The following is an 18,781-nucleotide window of genomic DNA, read 5'->3' as shown; positions in this document are numbered from 1 at the left end:
CCTTCAGCCGGCAACGGTCAGATTCCGGGCCAACTCGGTGGCCCAATAGGTGAGCACAATCTGGGCGCCGGCCCGCCGGATCGACGTCACCGTCTCCATGATGGCCCGATCGCGATCGATCCAGCCGTTCGCGACGGCCGCCTCGATCATCGCGTACTCGCCGGAAACCTGGTACGCGGCAACCGGAACGGTGGCCGTTGCTGCGGTATCTGCGAGCACGTCCAGGTACGACATCGCCGGCTTGACCATCACCAGGTCGGCCCCCTCGGCGATGTCCAAAGCCACTTCGCGGCGGGACTCGGTGCGGTTGGCCGGATCCTGCTGGTAGCTGCGGCGGTCGCCGGTCAGGGTGGAGTCGACGGCTTCCCGGAACGGGCCGTAGAACGAGCTGGCGTACTTGGCGGAGTAGGCGAAAATGCCGGTGTCGATCAGGTTCTCGTCGTCCAGCGCCGCCCGCACGGCGGCCACCTGACCGTCCATCATTCCGGACGGGCCGAGCAGGTCGGCGCCGGCGGTGGCCTGGGCGATGGCCATCTCCGCGTAGCGGAGCAGGGTGGCGTCGTTGTCCACCGTGCCGGCGGGGGTCAACACGCCGCAGTGACCGTGATCGGTGAACTCGTCAAGGCACAGGTCGGCCATCAGCACGGTGGCATCACCCAGCTCGGCCTTCAGCGACGCCAGCGCGACGTTCAGCACACCGGCCGGATCCGTTGCGCCGGAGCCGACCGGGTCGCGGTGGGTCGGGACGCCGAACAACATCAGTCCGCCGACCCCGGCCGCCACGGCCTCGGTGGCCGCGACCCGCAAGGAATCCGGGGTGTGCTGCACGACGCCGGGCATCGAAGCGATCGGAGCGGGTTCGGTGATGCCTTCGCGGATGAACATCGGCAGTACCAGTTCGGCCGGGTGCAGCCGGGTCTGGGCAACCATCCGGCGCAGCGCCGGTGTCCGGCGCAGCCGGCGCGGGCGGATCGCCGGTCCCGGCGGCGCGGTGCGGGGTGAGTTCACGTTGAGGTCCGGTCCTTTCGGTCGTGGGGCGCGTAGGTGACCGCCGCCAGGTCCAGCAGCGCATCGACGATCGCCTCGTCGGTGGGGGAGTGGGCGACCGCGGCGCAGGTCAGCCCGGCGGCTCGCAACGCGTCGGCGGTCGGCGCCCCGATCGCGACCAGCGCGGTGTCCGGACGGCGGACCGCGGCGAGTGGACCGACCCCGCTGGGCGAGGCGACGATCAGCGCCCGATAGCCGCCGGTCTGCAGGTCGGCGACCACGCTGTCCGGCAACGGTCGCTGGACGGTCCGATAGGCGGTGGCGATGGCGACGGCGTATCCCTTGTCGCGCAGCACCTTCGGCACCGTGTCGGCGGCGATCTCGGAGCGGGGCAGCAGCACCGTCTGATCACGGTGAGCGGTCGGGAAGACGGCCGCCAGGGCGGCACCCGACCCGCCGGTCTCGGGCACCAGGTCGACGGCGATCCCAGCCGCGCGCAGCGCCCCGGCCGTTGCCGGGCCGACGGCGGCCACCATGGTGCCGGCCGGGATCGCCGGGGCCACGTTCAGCGCTGCAGCCCGCTCCAGCACGGCCGCAACCGCGTTGACGGAGGTGAAGGCGACCCAGTCGACCTCGCCGGCGGCGAGGGTGAGCACCGCTGCGTCCAGCTCGGCGGAATCCTCCGGCGGAACGATGTCGATCAACGGGACGGCCTGGGCCGACGCGCCGTGCTCGGCGAGCAGCCGGATCAGGCCGACGCTGCGCCCGGCCGGCCGGCCGATCAGCACCCGCCAGCCGGCCAGCGACCGCTGCGTCACCGGCCGGCCACCAGCTCGGCGGCGCCGTCGGTGAACAGTTGGCCGGCCAGCTGCCGGCCGACGGCCTCGGCCGAGGCGTCGCCGGTCACTTCCACGATCATGTCGCGACGCAGGATCTCGCTCCCGTCGTCGGAGGTGACCTGACCGGAGAGGGTCAGCCAGTGCGAACCGGCGCTGACGCCCGACGCCGCGGTGACGGCGGTCCGGCGGCGCCCGGTGAACCGGCCCAGCGCCGACACCGGCGCCGAGCATCCGGCATCGAGGCCGGCCAGAACGGCCCGCTCGGCGATCGCCGCCCAGCGGCTCGGGGTGTGGTCGATGGCTGTCAGACCGTCCAGGAACCAAGGCTTTTCGCCGGCCCGGCACTCGACTGCCAGCGCGCCCTGGGCGGGCGCGGGCAGGAAGACGCTCGGATCGAATTGCTCGGTGATCGCCGATTGCAGACCGACCCGCTCCAGCCCGGCGGCGGCCAGCAACACGGCGTCCAGGTCGCCGGTGGCCACCCGCCGGAGCCGGGTGCCGACGTTGCCGCGGATGGCGACCAGCTTGAGGTCGTCGCGCAGCGAACGGAGCTGGGCCATCCGCCGGGGCGATCCGGTGCCGATACTCGCACCGGCCGGCAAAGTCGCGAGGGTGAGACCGTCCCTGGCGCACAGTGCATCCGACGGCGACGCCCGGACCGGGACGGCGCCGAGTATCAGTCCCTCGGCGGGTGCCGTCGGAAGATCCTTGAAGGAGTGCACCACCAGGTCGACGGCGCCGGAGAGCAGCGCTTCCCGGACCGCGGTGACGAAAACCCCGGTGCCGCCGATGGTGGCCAACGGGCCGGCGTTGACGTCCCCCTCGGTGCGGATCTGTACCAGCTCGGCGGTGGCCCCGACGGCTCCGGCGATCGCCTCGGCGACCTGGCCGGACTGCGCCATTGCGAGAGCGCTGCCGCGGGTACCGACCCGCAGCACGGGTGGTGTCACCGCGACGCGCCGCCGGCGACCGCGACATCGTCGGCCGAATCCTGCCCGGAGGTGGTCGGCCGGACGCCGCGCGGATTCGCGCAGCAGCCCGGAGCGCAGGCCAGCGGTCGGGCCGGCAGATCGAGCACGGCTTCGTGCGGCAGCCCGCGGCCCACCCGGCCGGCGATCAGGTCGGCCAGCGCCGAGACAAACCTCGGGTCGGTCCCTGGAGTCGGAACCCGCCAGAACCGCAGTCCGAGATCGCCGGCGGTGTCGGCGGCCTCTCGATCGAGATCCCAGATCACCTCGACATGGTCGGAGACGAATCCGATCGGCACCACGATGACGCCGCGGGCACCGGCCGCCGCCTGCTCGGCGAGCACGTCGTTGACGTCGGGTTCCAGCCACGGAGTGCTCGGCGATCCGGACCGGGACTGGTAGGCGAGCTGCCAATTGAGCTCACCGCCCAGATGCGGAACCCGGTCGGCGACCTGTTCGGCGACGTACCGCGCCGCGGCCAGGTGCTGGGCGACGTAGGCGCCCCCGTTGCCGTGCTCGCCCAGGGTCGCCGAACCGGAGGTGTCAGCCATGGCCGTCGGAATCGAGTGGGTGGTGAAGATGATCTGCACCTCGTCGGCGGTCAGCCCGCCGGCCAGCGCCTCGCGCAGCGCCTGCGCCACGCCGTCGGCGAACGGATCGAGGAACCCCGGCTGGTCGAAGTACGGCCGCACCTTGTCGATGCTCACGGTGCCCAGGGCATCGGTCTCGATCAACGCAGCGGCGAAGTTCTCCCGGTACTGCCGACACGAGGAGTACGACGAGTAGGCGGACGTGGTGACCGCCAAGAGTCGGTGCCGGCCGGAATCCCTTGCCTCGCGCAGGGTATCGATCAGGTAAGGGTTCCAGTTGCGGTTGCCCCAGAGCACCGGCAGCGCGATCCCCCGGTCGACCAACTCGGTCTGCAGCGCGGTGCGCAGCGCGTCAGTCTGCTCGTTGATCGGCGACACCCCGCCGAGCGCCTCGTAGTGTCGACCGACCTCGGCCAGCCGTTCCTCGGGCACGCCGCGCGCGGCGGTCACGTTGCGCAGGAACGGCAGCACATCGGCAGGTTTCTCCGGGCCACCGAACCCGGCGAGCAGCACCGCGTCGTACGGAAACTCGGAAGCGGCGGAAACCGTTGCCGCTGCGGCAGCTTCCGGGCCACTCACGAGGTCACCCCGCTCGTCCCTCGCGGTGCGTCCTCGTGCTGTGCCGATGGTTCGTTCGCAAGCTCACTCACGCTAGAACCTCGGCGACCTGTTTCGCTTCGATCCGTCGTCCGGTGAAGAACGGGATCTCCTCCCGGACGTGTTTGCGGGCCGCGGCGTCACGCAGATGCCGCATCAGGTCGACGGTTTCGTGTAGCTGGTCACTCTCCAGGGCGAGCAGCCACTCGTAGTCGCCGAGCGCAAAGGCGGACACGGTGTTGGAGAGCACGCCGGCGTGCTCGCGACCCATCGTCCCGTGCTCCACCAGCATGTCGCGCCGCTCCTGGTCCGGCAGCAGGTACCACTCGTAGGAGCGGACGAACGGATAGACGGTGGCCCAGCCCCTCGGCTCGGCGCCGGCCAGGAATGCCGGGATGTGGCTCTTGTTGAATTCCGCCGGCCGGTGCAGGCCCATTGCCGACCAGGCCGACGTCAGCGCGCGGCCGACGGCGGTGCGGCGCAGCCGGAGCGCGGCGTCCTGCAGCGCCTCGGCGGCCGGCGCGTGCCACCAGACCATCAGGTCGGCATCGGACCGCAATCCCGAGACGTCGTAGAACCCGCGAACCACCACATCGGCCGCGGCCAGCTCGTCGACCAGCTCCTGCAGCTCAGCGCCGGCATCGGCGACCGTGGCGTCCGGTTCGCCGACCCGGCTGTACACCGAGAACAGGGTGTAGCGGATCTGATTGTTGATCTCGTTGGCCCGCCTCCCGGATCGGGTCGGTGCGGGTGCTTCCGGGGCGGAGCTGTCGTTCGCCGGGGAGCTGGTGGTCGACGGGGTCGGTTCACTGCTCATGACCCCATCTTCCCCCATCCCCGACCGGCGAACGGCCGCCGGGGCTGTGGCCTTGACCGCAGCGCGCGGAACCGGCCGGGACAGCAGATCGCCCGGGTCGGCCGCACCCCGACAGCGGCCGAACCGGGCGAGCGAGCGAGGTCAGCCGACCGACGCCGATCCCTTGACCAGTCGGGCGCCACCGGCGGACTCCGGAGCCGCGGCGTCCGTCGCGGCCGGTTCGTCGGCGGGCTCGTCAACCGATCGTGACCAGTCGTCGGCGAACGGATCGCTCACCGACGAGGAGGCGTAGACGGCCTCGTCCAGGATCCCCTCGCGCTTCGCGACCACCGTCGGCACCAGCGCCTGGCCGGCCACGTTCACCGCGGTGCGGCCCATGTCCAGGATCGGATCGATGGCCAGCAACAGGCCGACGCCCTCCAGCGGCAGGCCGAGGGTGGACAGGGTCAGCGTGAGCATCACCACGGCGCCGGTCACGCCGGCGGTGGCGGCCGAGCCGATCACCGAGACGACCACGATGAGCAGGTAGTCGGTGAACCCGAGCGGCACGTGGAAGAACTGCGCCACGAAGATCGCGGCCAGTGCGGGATAAATCGCGGCGCAGCCGTCCATCTTGGTGGTCGCGCCCAGCGGCACCGCGAACCCGGCGTACGCGCGGGGCACTCCCAGGTTGCGTACCGTCACCTGCTCGGTGACCGGCAGGGTGCCGATTGAGCTACGGGAGACGAAGGCCAGCTGGATCGCCGGCCAGGCGCCGGCGAAGAACTTCCGCGGCGACAACCCGTTGCTGCGCAGGATGATCGGGTAGACCACGAACAACACCAGGACCAGGCCGAGGTAGATCGCGATGGTGAAGGAGCCGAGCGAGGCCAGCGAGTCCCAGCCGTAGCTGGCCACCGCCTTCCCGATCAGGCCGAGGGTGCCGATCGGCGCCAGCCGGATCACCCACCACAGCACCTTCTGGACGATCGCCAGCAGCGACTTGTTGAACGTCAGGAACGGCTCGGCAGCCTTGCCGACCTTCAGTGCGGCGACGCCGATGGCCACCGAGATCACCAGCAGCTGCAGCACATTGAACGAGACGCCGTCACTACCGCCGTCGAGGGCGAAGAAGTTGCTGGGCACCAGGCCGAGCAGGAAGTCCCACCAGCTGCCTTGGGTGTCAACGGCTTTCGCGCTGCTGGCGGCGATGGAGGTGTTCTCGCCGGGGCGGAAGATCAGGCCGAGGGCGATGCCGATGACGACGGCGATCAGCGCGGTGATGGCGAACCAGAGCAGCGTCCGGCCGGCCAGTCTGGCCGCGTTGGAAACGTTGCGCAGGTTGGCGATGCTGGCGATCACCGCGGTGACGATGAGCGGGACGACGATCACCCGCAGCAACGCGACGAACGTCGATCCGATAGTGGTGAGGGTGCTGGTGAGCCAATTCGGGTCGCCGTTCGGCAGCTCGCCGATGGATCGGGCGACCAGCCCGAGAACGACTCCGAGGCCGAGGCCGATGAAGACCTGGGCGGCGTACGGAACCCGCCGAAACGCAGCAGAAACGGGGGAGGACATGGGGTTGTGCAACCTTTCGGTGACGCGCACCGCGGACGCTCCGGGACAGGACCGAAGGGCGGGTCGTCAGCAGAGATGAGGGGGGGGCCGATCCGGTATCGGCGGTGGTGGCTGATTCAGCGCAGTGGCTGATTCAGCGCGGTGGCTGGATCAGGGCAGTGGCTGAATCAGGAGAGCGGGAGAGTCAGCGACTATCGACCGTGCCCGGACACGCCATGGTCGACACGCGACCGTAGTCAACGTGCCGACGGCGAGTCAGCATCCAACCGATGTGCACGCGCGTCACCGTACTCCCTTCGACAGTCGCGCGCGGCCGCCGCACGTCCTTCGTCGACTACTGCCGTTGTTCGTGCCGATCGCGCGCGGTCCGGATCGCCGCCGACAGGGTCTCCAGGTCGAACGCCCCATAGTGTCGTTGCCCGTTGACGAAGAACGTCGGTGTGCCGGACGCGCCGCTGACATCGGCGGATTCCACGTCCTGGGCGATCCGGGTGGCGTGGACGTGCCCGGCGAGGTCGTCGCGGAACCGATCAACGTTCAGCCCGAGGTCGCCAGCGTAGCGCTGCAGGTCGGCGGCGCGGAGCTCGTCCTGGTGCGCGAAGAGCACGTCGTGCATGGGCCAGAAGGCGCCCTGGGACGCGGCCGCCTCGGCGGCCTCGGCCGCGAGTTGGGCTCGTGGATGCACGTCGGTCAGCGGCAGGTGACGCCAGACGTAGCGGAGATTCTGGTCGGCGAGTAGCTCACGGACGACCGGCTCGGCCTCGCCGCAGTGCGGACATTCGAAGTCGCCGAACTCGATCAGGGTGATCGCCGCATTCGCCGATCCGCGGATGTGGTCGTGCAGCGGATCAACCTCGGGGATGAGGTCCTGGATCAGCCGGGGATCTCCCTGGAGTGCGCGGGTCCGGGCGGCCGGCGGGAGTAGGGCGGTGAGTCGATACACAATCCAGGTGAGTAGCGATGCCACGGCCGCGGCGGTCAGCGCACCGAGCTTGGCCTCGTTGAGCTCGGGCCCGGTGAAGGCCAGCGAGGCGATGAGCAGGGTGACGGTGAATCCGATGCCGGCGATGGTGCCGCTGCCCAGCACTGCCGCCCATCCGACCGGTGGTCGGACCCGTCCGTGGGTGATCCAGGTGACGGCCCGGGCGGTCGTGACCACGGCGATGGGTTTGCCGACCACGTATCCGATGATGACGCCGAGGGTCACGGGCGCGGCGTAGGCGTGGGCGAGGAAACCGCCGTTCAGCACGATGCCGGCGTTCGCCAGGGCGAACAGCGGAACGATCAGGTAGCTGGTCCACGGGTGGTAAAGGGTCTGCAGCCGATCGTTGAGCGACAGGGTCGCCGTCAGCCCGGAACTGGCCGAGCGGGCCAACTCCGGGGTCGGCTGCTCCCGGAAGGCCCGGAACCGGCCGGTCGCCTCCTCGAGATCGCCGCGGGAAGGGCTGTAGGCCGGCGCCGCGAGGCCGATGGCGAGGCCGGCCACGACCGGGTCTACGCCGCTGTCCATCAACGCGACCCAGATCCCGAGTCCGAGCACGGCAGGGATCCAGCGTCCGCGGACCCGCAGCCTGGCCAGCACCAGCAGCGCGACGAACAAGGCGATCGCGACGACGACCGGCACTACGGCGATGTGGTCGCTGTAGACGAGCACGATCACGACCAGCGCCGCCACATCGTCGACCACGAAGACCGTCAGCAGGAAGATACGGACTCTATCGGGCACATTGCGACCCAGCAGGGCGAGCAGGCCGAGCGCCAGGGCTGTATCGGTGGACATCGCCACACCCCACCCGTGCGCGCTCGGCCGACCGGCGTTGATCACCAGGAACAGGGCAACCGGGACCACCATTCCGGCCAGGCCGGCGGCCAGCGGAAGGATGAACCGGCGCCGCTCACGCAGATCGCCCAGGTCGATCTCGCGGCGCGCCTCCAGCCCGACGACCAGGAAGAACAACGTCATCAGGCCGCTGTTGACCCACGTCTGCAGGTCATAGGACAAGCCGACAGAGCCCAGTCGGATCGACAGCTCCGTGTGCCACACCGCCGCGTAGGACGCCTGGTCGACGTTCACCCAGAGCAGCGCGACCGCGACGGCAGCCACCAGCACACTCGCGCTGCCCGACTCGGTTCGCAGAAAGGCACGCAATGGTCCCGCGCGACCTCGCGCCCACGCCGTGTGACCGCTCCACGTCGACGCGACGTCGGTCACGGGTGGCCCTGTCGCATGAGGGTCAGGTTACGGCTGCCGGTCGATCGCTCCGGAGCCGACGGCTCAGTGGCGGATCCGGTCGACCAATGCGGTCACCTGCGCCTCGCTGTCGGCGACCACGGCGGCCAGCCCGTTCCCGGCCAGCGCCGAGCCGGCCACCGCCAACCCCGGGAATGACGCCGCGGCCCCCCGCAGCCGGGCGACCGCTGCGGTGTGCCCCTCCCGGGCTTGCGGCAACGATCCGGGCCAGTGCACGACGGCGCTCCCGCGGACGTCCTGCTCGCGGAGCTCGATGCCGAGCAGCGCGCCGGCGTCGAGCAGCGCCGCGGACGGCAGCGCGCCATCGGGTGGGACCGAAGTCGAGATCACCGAGTCGAAGCCACCTCGTCCGTAGGACAGCCGCAGCACGTGCCGGCCGGGTGGCAGCGAAGCTGCCAGCCACGGCCACTTCGCGGTGGCGTGCGTCAGCGCCTTCGCGCCGATCTCGGTGACCCGCGGCGACACCAGCAACCCGGTGCCTCGGGGCGCCGCGTCCAGCCGGGCGTCGTCGATCACCAGGGTGGCCAACGTCACCGGGGTGGCCGGCTCGGCGGCGGCCGGCAGCGCCGACCCGCCGAGCACCGGCGCCAGCAGCGCACGAGTGGGGGCCGCGGGCAGCGCCAGCAGCACGGCGTCGGCGGTCAGCCGTTCGCCGCCGCCCCACAGCACCCAGCCCGTCGGTGTCTGCTCGAGCGCGGAAACCGCTGTACCGCAGCGAATCTCGCCGCCGTTGCCGATGATCGCCGCGGCCAGCGCCAGTGGCAGTTCGGCCATCCCGCCGCGGATGCCGGCCACCGCAGCCCCGGGAGCCGTGCGGCCGCCGCGCAGCGCGCGGACCGCCCCGGCCAACGAGCCGGCGCTGCCGAGCGCGGCCGTCAGCCCCGGCACCACCGCATCCACCTCGAGCAGCGACGGATCTGCCGAATGCACCCCGCCGACCACCGGCTCGACCAGCCGCTCCAGCACCCGGGTGCCCATCCGCCGGCGGACCAGGGCACCCAGCGTCGGCGCCGCGATCCGGGGCGGCAGCACGGTGTCCAACCGGGCGCGCAGCACGCCGGGGCCGCCGATGATCCGGCGGACGTCCGGGTCGCCCAACCGGCCGGGGATGCCGAGCAGCGCGGTCCTGGGGGCCGGGTCGGTGCCGCCGGCGTGCCGCAGCCAGGAACCCAGCGGCGCCGGGGCGACGATGTCCTCGCCCAGCCCCAGCTCGGCCAGTAGCTGCGACACCGCGGGTCGCGCGGTGGCGAACGACTCCGCGCCGGCGTCCAGCTCGATGCCGGCCACCCGGTGCCGGGCCACCGCGCCACCGAGCGCGGACGACGCCTCCAGCAGCAGGGGCCGCAGTCCCAGCATCGCGAGGCGGTGCGCGGCGACCAGGCCGGCCATCCCGCCGCCCACCACGATCAGCCGGAACGCTGTCACGGCAACGGGTCTGCCTGTCCGTGCACGAATTCGACCAACCGGGTCAGCACCTCCGGATCGGCGTCCGGCGGCACCCCGTGGCCGAGGTTCACCACATGTCCGGGCGCGTGCGAGCCGGCCGCGAGCACCTCAAGAGTGTGCCGGTGCAGCACCTCGTCGCCGGCGAACAGCAGGGCCGGATCGATGTTGCCCTGCAACGGGATCGATCCGCCGAGCCGCTGCGAGGCGACGTCCAGCGGGATCCGGTGGTCAACTCCGATGACGGTCGCGCCGACCTCGCGCATCGCCGTCAGCAGCTCACCCGTGCCGACCCCGAAATGCACCCGGGGGACAGGCAGGTCGGACACCGCATCGAACACCCGGGCGGAGAACGGTGCGGCGCCGGCCAGATATTGGGCCAACGACAGGTTGCCGGCCCAGGAGTCGAACAGCTGCACGGCCGAGGCGCCGGCCAGGATCTGCGCGCGGAGGAACTGCCCGGTGACGCCGGCCACCCAGCTCGCCAACGTCGACCACAGTTCGGGGTCGCCGCACATCAATGCCTTGGTGCGCAGGTGATCCCGGCTCGGGCCGCCCTCGACCAGATACGAAGCCAGGGTGAACGGGGCGCCGGCGAAGCCGATCAACGGCGTGCGGCCGAGGGCGGCCGCCGTGTCGGAGACCGCCTGGCTGATCGGGGCCAGCGCGGCCGGATCCAGCGGTGGCAGCGCGGCGATCTGCTCGGCGGTGCGGATCGGATCGGCGAGCACCGGGCCCTTGCCCGGCACGATGTCGACCTCGATGCCGGCCAGCTTGAGCGGGATCACGATGTCGGAGAAGAACACCGCCGCGTCCACCCCGTGCCGGCGGACCGGCTGCAGGGTGATCTCGGTCGCCAGCTCCGGCGTCAGGCAGGCATCGAGCATGGCCATCCCGGCGCGCAGCTCGCGGTATTCCGGCAGCGAGCGCCCGGCCTGCCGCATGAACCAGATGGGGCGGCGGGCCGGCCGCCGGCCGTTCATCGCGGTCAGCAGAGCGGAATCAGCAGTGCGGCCGTTCCGCAGCGGATGATCGGCAGGCAGCGTCATGGAGGTCACGAAGCACCATGCTGCCACCTGACGCGAACGATCTTCGACAAGCGGTAGAGTTCTCGGAATGCTGATGGTTCTCGGCGCGGGACACCGCGAGGTGGGCCTCGGGTTTCTGGAGAACCTCTCCAGCGGCGCAGACCGCCTTCGGGCCCTGCTGGCCGGAGCCACCCGGGACCCGAACCCGGCCATCGCCGGTTCGGTGGTGCTCAGCACCTGTAACCGGCTGGAGATCTATCTGGACGCCGTGCGTTTCCACGATGCCGTCGATGCCGTGACCGACGCCGTGGTGCGGGCCAACGGTATGGCGGACGAAGACGCCGAGTCGGCCCTGCAGGTCAGGGTCGGATCGTCCGTCGGTGCCCACCTGTTCGCCGTCGCTGCCGGGTTGGACGCGATGGTGGTCGGCGAGGCGGAGATCGCCGGGCAGGTGGCCAGGGCGCATCGGCAGGCCGAGGCGGACGGCACCGTCACCCCCCAGTTGCACAGCCTGTTCCGGGCCGCCGCCCGCACCGCGAAGTCGGTGGCCGGCACCACCCGGCTGGGCGATGAGGGCCGCTCTGTCGCGACCGTCGCCTTGGACATCGCCGGCGAGCGGCTCGGCGAGTTGGCCGGGCGGCGGGCGCTGATCGTCGGGACCGGCGCCTATGCCCGGGTGGTGGCCGCGGCCCTGCGGGCCCGCGGTTGCACGGATCTGCGGGTGTACTCGCCGAGCGGGCGGGCGGCGGCGTTCGCCCGCACCCACGACGCGGTGGCCGTCACCGCCGCCGAACTGCCGGCCGTGCTGGCCGAGGCAGACCTGCTGGTCGCAGCCAGCGGGCACGGCGACACGGTCGATCCGGCTCGGGTGTCCGCGGCCCTTGCCGGTCGTCAAAATCCTTTGCTGGTCGTCGATCTGGCCCTGCAGCGGGACATTCCGGAGTCGGTGCGCGCGCTACCGACGGTCGAGGTGATCGACCTGAACTCGGTGTCCGAGACGGCCGGCCCGGCCCTCGGCGGCGAGTCACAGGCCGCCCAGCAGATCGTGCTGGACGGTGTCACCCGATTCGAGCACGAACTGGCCGAGCGGGAGCTCGACCCGGCGGTGGTGGCGCTGCGCAGCCACGTGTTCGCGGTGGTCAATACCGAGGTCGAGAAGCTCCGCCGCAAGTACGACGGAGACGTCGCGGAGGACGTGGCGAAAGCCATGCATCGGGTCACCAGTTCGCTGTTGCACACGCCGACCATGCGGGCCAAGGAACTGGCCAAGGACGGCAGCGGTGACGACTACCTCAAGGCCCTGCACACGCTGTTCGGCATCCAGATCCCTCCCCACTGAATCCGTTCCCGCGCCGTCGGTGCCGGATGGCACGATGACGGGATGGCCGCGCACAAGGTTCCACCGTTCGTGCTGGTCTCGGGCGACGAACCGCTGTTGGTCGACCGGGCCATCACCCGCACCCTGTCCGCGGTCCGCAAGGCTGAGCCGGATGTCGAACGGCGGGAGCGACCGGTCACCGGACTGACCCCGGGCGAGTTCGCCGACATGGTCGCGCCCAGCCTGTTCGCCGAGCCGCGAGTGGTGGTGCTCCGTGGGGCCCAGGAGTCGGCCAAGGAACTCGCCAACACGTTGATCGGGTACCTGGACGACCCGGTGGAAGGCGTGGTGCTGGTCGTTCACCACACCGGCGCGGCCCGGAACAAGCCGTTGGTCGATGCGCTGCGCAAACACGACGCCGCGGTGTTCACCTGCAACAAGATCAAGAAGCCGGCCGAACAGGCCGATTTCGTCCGCGCCGAGATCTCTCATGCCGGCGGCACCTGTACCAGTGCGGCGGCGGTGGCCCTGGTCGATGCGGTCGGCGCCGATCTGGCCGAGCTGGCGATGGCCGCCGGGCAGCTGGTGGCCGATACCGGCGGGCTGATCGACGAGACCGCGGTGGCCCGCTACTACCGCGGCAAGGCCGACGTGAGCGGTTTCACCATTGCCGACAAGGCGGTGGCCGGCGACCTGCCGGGAGCGCTGGAATCATTGCGCTGGGCCGAGGACATCGGGGTGGCGCCGGTGCTGATCGCCGATGCGCTGGCCGACGGTGTCCGGACCCTGGCGAAGGTCGCCGGCGCCAGGGGAGGCAACTCCTACTCGCTGGCCGGCGAGCTCGGAATGCCGCCGTGGAAGATCGACAAGGCCCGCGGGGTGGTCCGGCACTGGAGCCCGGCCGGGCTGGCCAAGGGGATGGCAGTGGTGGCCGACCTGAATGCCGACGTCAAGGGCGCGGCGGCGGACGTCGACTACGCCGTCGAGCGTGCCGTCATCGCAGTCGTGCGGGCGAGGGCGTTGCGCTGAGCGGCTGTCCGACAAGGCAGAGTGTCGGTGTGCACTACATCGGACTGGACCTCGCCTGGGGCGAACGCAATCCCACCGGCGTCGCCGTGCTCGATGCCGACGGCGTCCTGCTGCACGTCTCCGCCGAGACGGACGACGAGTCGATCCTCGCGGCGTTGGCCCCGTACCGGGAGGGCCCATGTCTGGTGGCGATCGATGCCCCGCTGATCGTCGTCAACGAATCCGGCAACCGGCCGGCCGAGGCCGCGCTGAACGCCGACTTCGCCCGGTTCGATGCCGGTGCTCATCCGACCAACACCGGCAAGCCCGAGTTCGCCGGTATCCCACGCGGCGCCCGGCTGGCCGGCGCCCTCGGTCTCGACCTGAATCCGCGGTCGCGCCGCGACCGGCGGGCGATCGAGGTCTACCCGCATCCGGCGACCATCGTGCTGTTCGGCCTCGACCGGACGCTCAAGTACAAGAACAAGCCCGGCCGCACGCTGCCGATGCTCCGCGAGGCGATGCTCGCGCTGATCGGTCACATCGAGTCGCTGGCCGAGGCCGAGACCCCGCTGCGGGTCACCGCGCACCCCGGGTGGGGAGAGCTGGTGACCATCGTCGGGCAAGCCGGGCGCAAGAGCGAACTGCGGGTAGTCGAGGACCAGCTGGACGCGGTGCTCTGCGCCTACATCGCCCGGTTCGTCGAGGCCAACCCGCGCCGCACCACGATCTACGGCGACCCGGAGACCGGCTGCATCGTCACCCCGTCGTTGCCGACGAAGTCGGCCCCGCGCCGTGGCCTGGTCGAGCGGGCCGTGCAGGCGTACGCGGCCCTGCAGCCGAATCTGGTCGATGCCACGGAGCAGTACGTCGGCCTGATCACCGGGCTGCTCGACGACGCCGGCATCAACTATCTGACCGTCACCGGTCGCACCAAGACGGTGGCGTCGTTCGCCGGTAAAGCGACCAGGACGGTCGATGGCAAGCCGCTGTACGCCGATCCGTTGACCGGGATCACGGACCAGATCGGGGTGCGGGTGATCACCTACGTGCTCAGCGATGTGCAGGCCGTCGCCGAACTGCTGGCCGATCAGCTGCGGGTACTGGACGACCGGGACATGGGCCAGGAGACGGCGAAACAGGGGAGGTTCGGTTACTCCAGCCGGCACATGTTGGTCGAATTGGACGACCGGCGGGCGGCCGAGGCGGCCTGCGCGACGATGGCCGGCCGCACCGCGTCGGTCCAGGTCCGCACCGTGCTGCAGCATGCCTGGGCCGAGTTCGAACACGACATCCGTTACAAGGGAACGATTCCGGCCGAGCACGCCCCGGACTTCGATCGCCGGTTCGCGCTGGCCGCCGGCCTGCTGGAACTGGCCGATCGTGAGTTCTCAACGATCCGGGACCGGTTGCAGGCCAGCGCGTCCGGTCCGGGCACCGGCGCCGACGCGACGGTCGCCGCCGATCCGCGGATCGCGGCCGGCGACCTGGCGGCCTTCCTCGGCGGTCGGTTCCCGGATGCCGGGTGGTCGCGCCGGGACCACTACAGCTGGGTGTCCGGGCTGCTGCTGGAACTCGGGATCACCTCGTTGGAGGAGCTCGGGGCCTTGCTGAACTCGGTCGACAGCGCGGCGATCAGCGAGCAGATGGACTACCGCTATCCACCGGGCGCGGTGCGCCGGCTCGACGACGCACTGCTGGCCGTGTTCACCGACCGGTACGTGCAGCTGCACGGCAACGCCGACCGGGTCGAGGCGCTGCGGACCAGGTTGGCGAAGCTGCAGAGCTGACGGGCCCGGGCACGCGAAACGGCGCCACCCGCGAGGGGCGACGCCGTGTGCGAGAAAAGCGCTTAGAGCGCGGCGACCTGGGAGGCCAGTGCCGACTTGCGGTTGGCGGCCTGGTTGGCGTGGATGACACCCTTCGACGCCGCCTTGTCCAGGTCGCGGGTGGCGGAGACGAGCTCGGTCTGGGCGGCCGCCTTGTCGCCGGTGGCGATGGCAGCGTGGACCCGGCGAACCGACGTCTTCAGCGCAGACTTGACCGACTTGTTGCGCTGGCGCGCGAGTTCGTTGGTCCGGATCCGCTTGATCTGGGACTTGATGTTGGCCACGCGAAACTGCCTTCGTTCGTAGTGAGTGGGTGCACAGCTTGAAACAATTCTTGAATCCTTTACGGGCGCGCCAGGGCGCACACTCAGGTTCTTCAGGTTACCAGCCGGGCGTGATCAGCCCAAACCGACGGCCGCCGGACGGCGTCACTCCCGCCGTCCGGCGCGAATCGGCAACGTGACCCGCAACACGGTCCCGTTGCCGCCCGACTCGATATCGATGGTCCCGGCGTGGCGCTCGACCACGATCCGCCGGGCGATGTCCAACCCGAGTCCGGTGCCCTTGCCGACGTCCTTTGTCGAGTAGAACGCCTCGAACGCCCGGGCCGCGACCTCCGGTGGCATGCCCTCTCCGGTGTCGGCGATCTCGACGACCACCCGCTCGTCGGCGCGGCGCGTGCAGACCCGCAGGGTGCGGTCGTCGTCGTGCATCGCATCGATGGCGTTGTCGATCAGGTTGGTCCAGACCTGGTTGAGCTCGCCGGCGTAGGCCTCGATGCGTGGCAGGTCGGCGCCGTAGTCGCGCTCCACCGTGACGGACTCCTCCCGTAGCTTGTGACCGAGCATCACCAGCGTGCTCTCCAAACCCTCGGTGACGTCCAACTGTTGCAGCGACCCGCGATCCATCTGCGAGTAGGAGCGGACCGCCGCAACCAGCTCGGAGATCCGCCGGGTCGAGTCCTTGAGTTCGCCGAGCAGCGTGGTCGCGGACAGCGTGTTGGCGACCCACTCCAGTCCCGGTGCCACGGCGTCGCCGAGGATCGCGGCGGCCTGGTCGCACCACTGGACGCCGACGCCAGCGGCGGCCAGCGGCGGGGCAATCACCCAGTCCTTGGCGACCCCGTGGCCGGCCAGCCAGTCGGACAGCGCGTCTTCCAGATCGGCCAGCGCCAGCGGATCCGGCGGGCCGGCGGGTGGGGTGATCTGACGGCGCAGCTCGTCCAGCGCCACGAACTGTGCCGCCGAGATCTCGCCGCGGGCAAGGCGTTCCAGCGACGACAACAGGGAACCGCAGGCATCCTGAAGGGCGTCGACGGCGCGGGTCGCGGCGGCGGCCGGGTTGTTGATCTCATGCGCCAGCCCGGCAGCCAGGGTGCCAAGGGTGACCAGCGATTCGCGCTGGCGGACGGTCGACTCGATCCGCCGGGCGGTGCCGTAGAGGCCGGCGATCAGGTGCCCGCCGAACGGGAACCAGGCGTCGGCTCGCTCGCGGAGCGCGGTGGCCGGCACCCGCAGGACCCGGCCGGCAGCGGTGCCCCGGCCGGTGGCCAGGTAGACGCCGTGTTCGTCCCAGGCCCGGAAGCCGCCGGACCAGCGGCCCGGAAGGTCCATCCGCCCGACCACCGCCTGCTCCCGGCCGACCGTGCGCGACAGTTCGATGGCGCCGTCGACCAGCAGGAACCAGAAGTCGGCGTGGTCGCCCTCGTGGAACAACTCGACATCCGGTTCGATCGGCACCTCGGTGCCGGCGGCGAGCAGCTCGCCGAGTTGTTCGTCGCTCAGCCCCGCCAGTAGATCGATCGGGCGCAGATCCTGGACGCGCATCACAGATCGGCCAGGTAGCGGTGCACCAGATGCACGGCCATCGCACCCTCGCCGACGGCCGAGGCCACCCGCTTCATCGAGTCCTGCCGGACGTCGCCTGCGGCGAACACACCGGGGACACTGGTCTCCAGCAGGAACGGCTCGCGGGCCAGCGGCCAGTGCAGCTGTCCCGGCATCCGCCGCAACTCGGCCCCGGTGACGACGAACCCGAAATCGTCGCGCGTCACCTGCGCGCCGAGCCAGTCCGTTCGGGGCGAGGCACCGATGAAGACGAACAGCCAGCCGGCCGCCACCTCTTCGCGCTCGCCGGTATCCCGGTCGGTGAGGGTGAGCGATTCCAGATGCCCGTCTCCCCGGCAGCCGGTCACCTCGGTACGACAGCGCACCTCGATGGTGGGAGCGCTGGTGATCCGGTCCACCAGGTACTGCGACATGGTGGTGGTCAGCGACGCACCGCGGACCACCAGCACCACCCGCTTCGCGTAGCGGGCCAGGTTGAGCGCGGCCTGACCGGCGGAGTTGGCGCCGCCGACCAGGTACACGTCGTCGCCCTCGCACTGGGCGGCGTCGGTGGCGTTGATGCCGTAGTAGATGCCGCGCCCGGTGAACTCGTCGATGCCCTGGCCCTGCAGATGCCGGTAGGAGACGCCGGTCGCGACGATGAGGGCCCGTGACTCGATCTCGCCGCCACCGTCGAACTGCACGGTCCGCACCGGTCCGCGGGCCTGGAAGCCGACGATGTCGCGGGCCAGCACCATCTCCGCGCCGAACCGCGACACCTGGGCGATCGCCCGTTGCGCCAGGTCGGATCCGGTGAGTCCCTTGGGAAATCCCAGGTAGTTCTCGATGGCGGCGCTCTGCGCGGCCTGGCCGCCGGGCGCCTCGCGCTCGACGATCACCGTGCTCAGCCCCTCCGAGGCGGCGTACACGGCAGCCGCCAGGCCGGCCGGGCCGCCGCCGACGATGCAGACGTCGTACAGCGGCTGCCGGGCCCTGGTGCGCAGGCCCAGCGCGGCGGCGAGGTCCAAGGACGTTGGGGCGCGGAGGGGGGGACCGTCAGGCGGAAGGACCAACGGCAGGTCGGCCGTCGAGGCCCCGGCCAGGTCGCTCAGCCGTCTGCCCTCTGCGTCGGTCTCGACGTCGTACCAGGAGTAGGGCACGTAGTTGCGGGCCAGGAAGTTCTTCACCTCGTGGCTGCGGTCCGACCAGCGGTGGCCGATCACCCGCACGTCGGAGGTGCGGTCGGGGTGCGCTCGCTGCCAGTCGTCGAGCAGGTCGTCGACCACCGGGTACAGCCGCTCCTGTGGCGGATCCCAGGGTTTGAGCAGGTAATAGTCGAGTCCGATGTCGTTGATGGCGGCGATCGCCACGTCGGTGTCGGCATATGCGGTGAGCAGCAACAGTTTCGCGTCCGGTGCCTGCGGCCGGGCCGCGGTCAGCATCTCGGTGCCGGTCATCTGCGGCATCCGCTGGTCGGCGGCGATCAACGCCACCGGTTGGTCGCGCAACGCGAGGGTGGCGAGCACGTCGAGTGCTTCGGCACCGGAGGCGGCCCGGACGATCCGGTACCGCTCGGCGTATCTGCTGCGCAGATCGCGGGCGATGGCGGCCGAGACCTGGGGGTCGTCGTCGACCGACAGAATGATCGGTTTCCCCACCGAGGCCAGCCTTTCGTGGCGGCTCGTACCGCCCAGAGCAACAGCAATCGTCCCAACGCTCACCC

General features: G+C 70.9%; 15 protein-coding genes. 3 read left to right on the top strand and 12 right to left on the bottom strand.

Features of this window, described 5'->3' with window-relative positions; all coding sequences use genetic code 11:
* Positions 1-3 precede the first annotated feature (3 nt).
* The 9 genes from hemB to hemE all read right to left on the bottom strand — a co-directional run bounded on the left by hemB (position 4) and on the right by hemE (position 11,098).
* On the bottom strand, positions 4-1,008 hold the full coding sequence (gene hemB, locus K340_RS0103190; protein WP_245599414.1) for a porphobilinogen synthase: 1,005 nt from the start codon (positions 1,006-1,008) through the stop codon (positions 4-6).
* Positions 1,005-1,805, bottom strand: a complete 801-nt coding sequence (locus K340_RS27160; protein ID WP_051264900.1) for a uroporphyrinogen-III synthase — start codon at positions 1,803-1,805, stop codon at positions 1,005-1,007. The genes hemB and K340_RS27160 overlap by 4 nt, the downstream gene beginning before the upstream one ends.
* Complete coding sequence (gene hemC, locus K340_RS0103180; protein WP_029135635.1) at positions 1,802-2,776, bottom strand: hydroxymethylbilane synthase; 975 nt, start codon at positions 2,774-2,776, stop codon at positions 1,802-1,804. The genes K340_RS27160 and hemC overlap by 4 nt, the downstream gene beginning before the upstream one ends.
* Positions 2,773-3,963 carry a ferrochelatase gene (locus K340_RS27155; protein WP_051264898.1) on the bottom strand — a complete coding sequence of 397 codons (1,191 nt, stop codon included), beginning with the start codon at positions 3,961-3,963 and terminating at the stop codon, positions 2,773-2,775. Before K340_RS27155 ends, hemC begins: the two co-directional genes overlap by 4 nt.
* A 67-nt stretch (positions 3,964-4,030) precedes the next feature.
* A complete protein-coding gene (hemQ, locus tag K340_RS27150) occupies positions 4,031-4,798 on the bottom strand; it encodes a hydrogen peroxide-dependent heme synthase (RefSeq protein ID WP_084613955.1) in 768 nt (255 codons plus the stop codon).
* A gap of 141 nt (positions 4,799-4,939) precedes the next feature.
* The gene (locus K340_RS27145) at positions 4,940-6,355 is read right to left on the bottom strand and encodes a dicarboxylate/amino acid:cation symporter (RefSeq protein ID WP_084613954.1); all 1,416 of its coding nucleotides are present in this window, start codon (positions 6,353-6,355) and stop codon (positions 4,940-4,942) included.
* Between the two features lie 334 nt (positions 6,356-6,689).
* Complete coding sequence (locus tag K340_RS0103160; RefSeq protein WP_029135634.1) at positions 6,690-8,567, bottom strand: Na+/H+ antiporter NhaA; 1,878 nt, start codon at positions 8,565-8,567, stop codon at positions 6,690-6,692.
* A gap of 63 nt (positions 8,568-8,630) precedes the next feature.
* Positions 8,631-10,031 carry a protoporphyrinogen/coproporphyrinogen oxidase gene (locus K340_RS0103155; protein WP_211229233.1) on the bottom strand — a complete coding sequence of 467 codons (1,401 nt, stop codon included), beginning with the start codon at positions 10,029-10,031 and terminating at the stop codon, positions 8,631-8,633.
* A complete protein-coding gene (gene hemE, locus K340_RS0103150) occupies positions 10,028-11,098 on the bottom strand; it encodes a uroporphyrinogen decarboxylase (protein ID WP_029135632.1) in 1,071 nt (356 codons plus the stop codon). Before hemE ends, K340_RS0103155 begins: the two co-directional genes overlap by 4 nt.
* 67 nt (positions 11,099-11,165) lie before the next feature.
* On the opposite strand from hemE, the gene K340_RS0103145 reads away from it, so the two are divergent.
* From K340_RS0103145 to K340_RS0103135, 3 genes are read left to right on the top strand one after another with little or no spacing between them, the layout of a single operon-like run.
* The gene (locus K340_RS0103145) at positions 11,166-12,416 is read left to right on the top strand and encodes a glutamyl-tRNA reductase (protein WP_029135631.1); all 1,251 of its coding nucleotides are present in this window, start codon (positions 11,166-11,168) and stop codon (positions 12,414-12,416) included.
* Between the two features lie 42 nt (positions 12,417-12,458).
* Entirely contained in the window at positions 12,459-13,424 is a 966-nt protein-coding gene (holA, locus tag K340_RS0103140; protein WP_029135630.1) for a DNA polymerase III subunit delta, read from the top strand.
* A gap of 29 nt (positions 13,425-13,453) precedes the next feature.
* On the top strand, positions 13,454-15,193 hold the full coding sequence (locus K340_RS0103135) for a DUF429 domain-containing protein (protein ID WP_029135629.1): 1,740 nt from the start codon (positions 13,454-13,456) through the stop codon (positions 15,191-15,193).
* Positions 15,194-15,255: 62 nt separating this feature from the next.
* Here the strand turns inward: K340_RS0103135 and rpsT are convergent, their stop codons facing one another.
* From rpsT to K340_RS0103120, 3 genes are all read right to left on the bottom strand, one after another.
* A complete protein-coding gene (rpsT, locus tag K340_RS0103130; RefSeq protein WP_029135628.1) occupies positions 15,256-15,516 on the bottom strand; it encodes a 30S ribosomal protein S20 in 261 nt (86 codons plus the stop codon).
* A 144-nt stretch (positions 15,517-15,660) separates the two neighbouring features.
* Positions 15,661-17,058: a sensor histidine kinase gene (locus K340_RS37215; RefSeq protein ID WP_029135627.1), complete on the bottom strand. Its 1,398-nt coding sequence runs from the start codon at positions 17,056-17,058 to the stop codon at positions 15,661-15,663.
* Complete coding sequence (locus K340_RS0103120; protein WP_029135626.1) at positions 17,058-18,716, bottom strand: FAD-dependent oxidoreductase; 1,659 nt, start codon at positions 18,714-18,716, stop codon at positions 17,058-17,060. The genes K340_RS37215 and K340_RS0103120 overlap by 1 nt, the downstream gene beginning before the upstream one ends.
* Positions 18,717-18,781 lie beyond the last annotated feature (65 nt).

This window comes from Nakamurella lactea DSM 19367 (assembly GCF_000426645.1).
Classification (GTDB): domain Bacteria; phylum Actinomycetota; class Actinomycetes; order Mycobacteriales; family Nakamurellaceae; genus Nakamurella; species Nakamurella lactea.
Note: the sequence above shows the minus strand (reverse complement) of the source record. Positions and strands in the feature narration are given on the sequence as shown.

Coding starts and splice junctions, on each gene's coding strand:
- K340_RS27145 (WP_084613954.1), bottom strand. CDS start 6,355: ATGTCCTCCCCCGTTTCTGCTGCGTTTCGGCGGGTTCCGTACGCCGCC.
- K340_RS0103145 (WP_029135631.1), top strand. CDS start 11,166: ATGCTGATGGTTCTCGGCGCGGGACACCGCGAGGTGGGCCTCGGGTTT.
- K340_RS37215 (WP_029135627.1), bottom strand. CDS start 17,058: ATGCGCGTCCAGGATCTGCGCCCGATCGATCTACTGGCGGGGCTGAGC.
- hemE (WP_029135632.1), bottom strand. CDS start 11,098: ATGACGCTGCCTGCCGATCATCCGCTGCGGAACGGCCGCACTGCTGAT.
- holA (WP_029135630.1), top strand. CDS start 12,459: ATGGCCGCGCACAAGGTTCCACCGTTCGTGCTGGTCTCGGGCGACGAA.
- hemQ (WP_084613955.1), bottom strand. CDS start 4,798: ATGAGCAGTGAACCGACCCCGTCGACCACCAGCTCCCCGGCGAACGAC.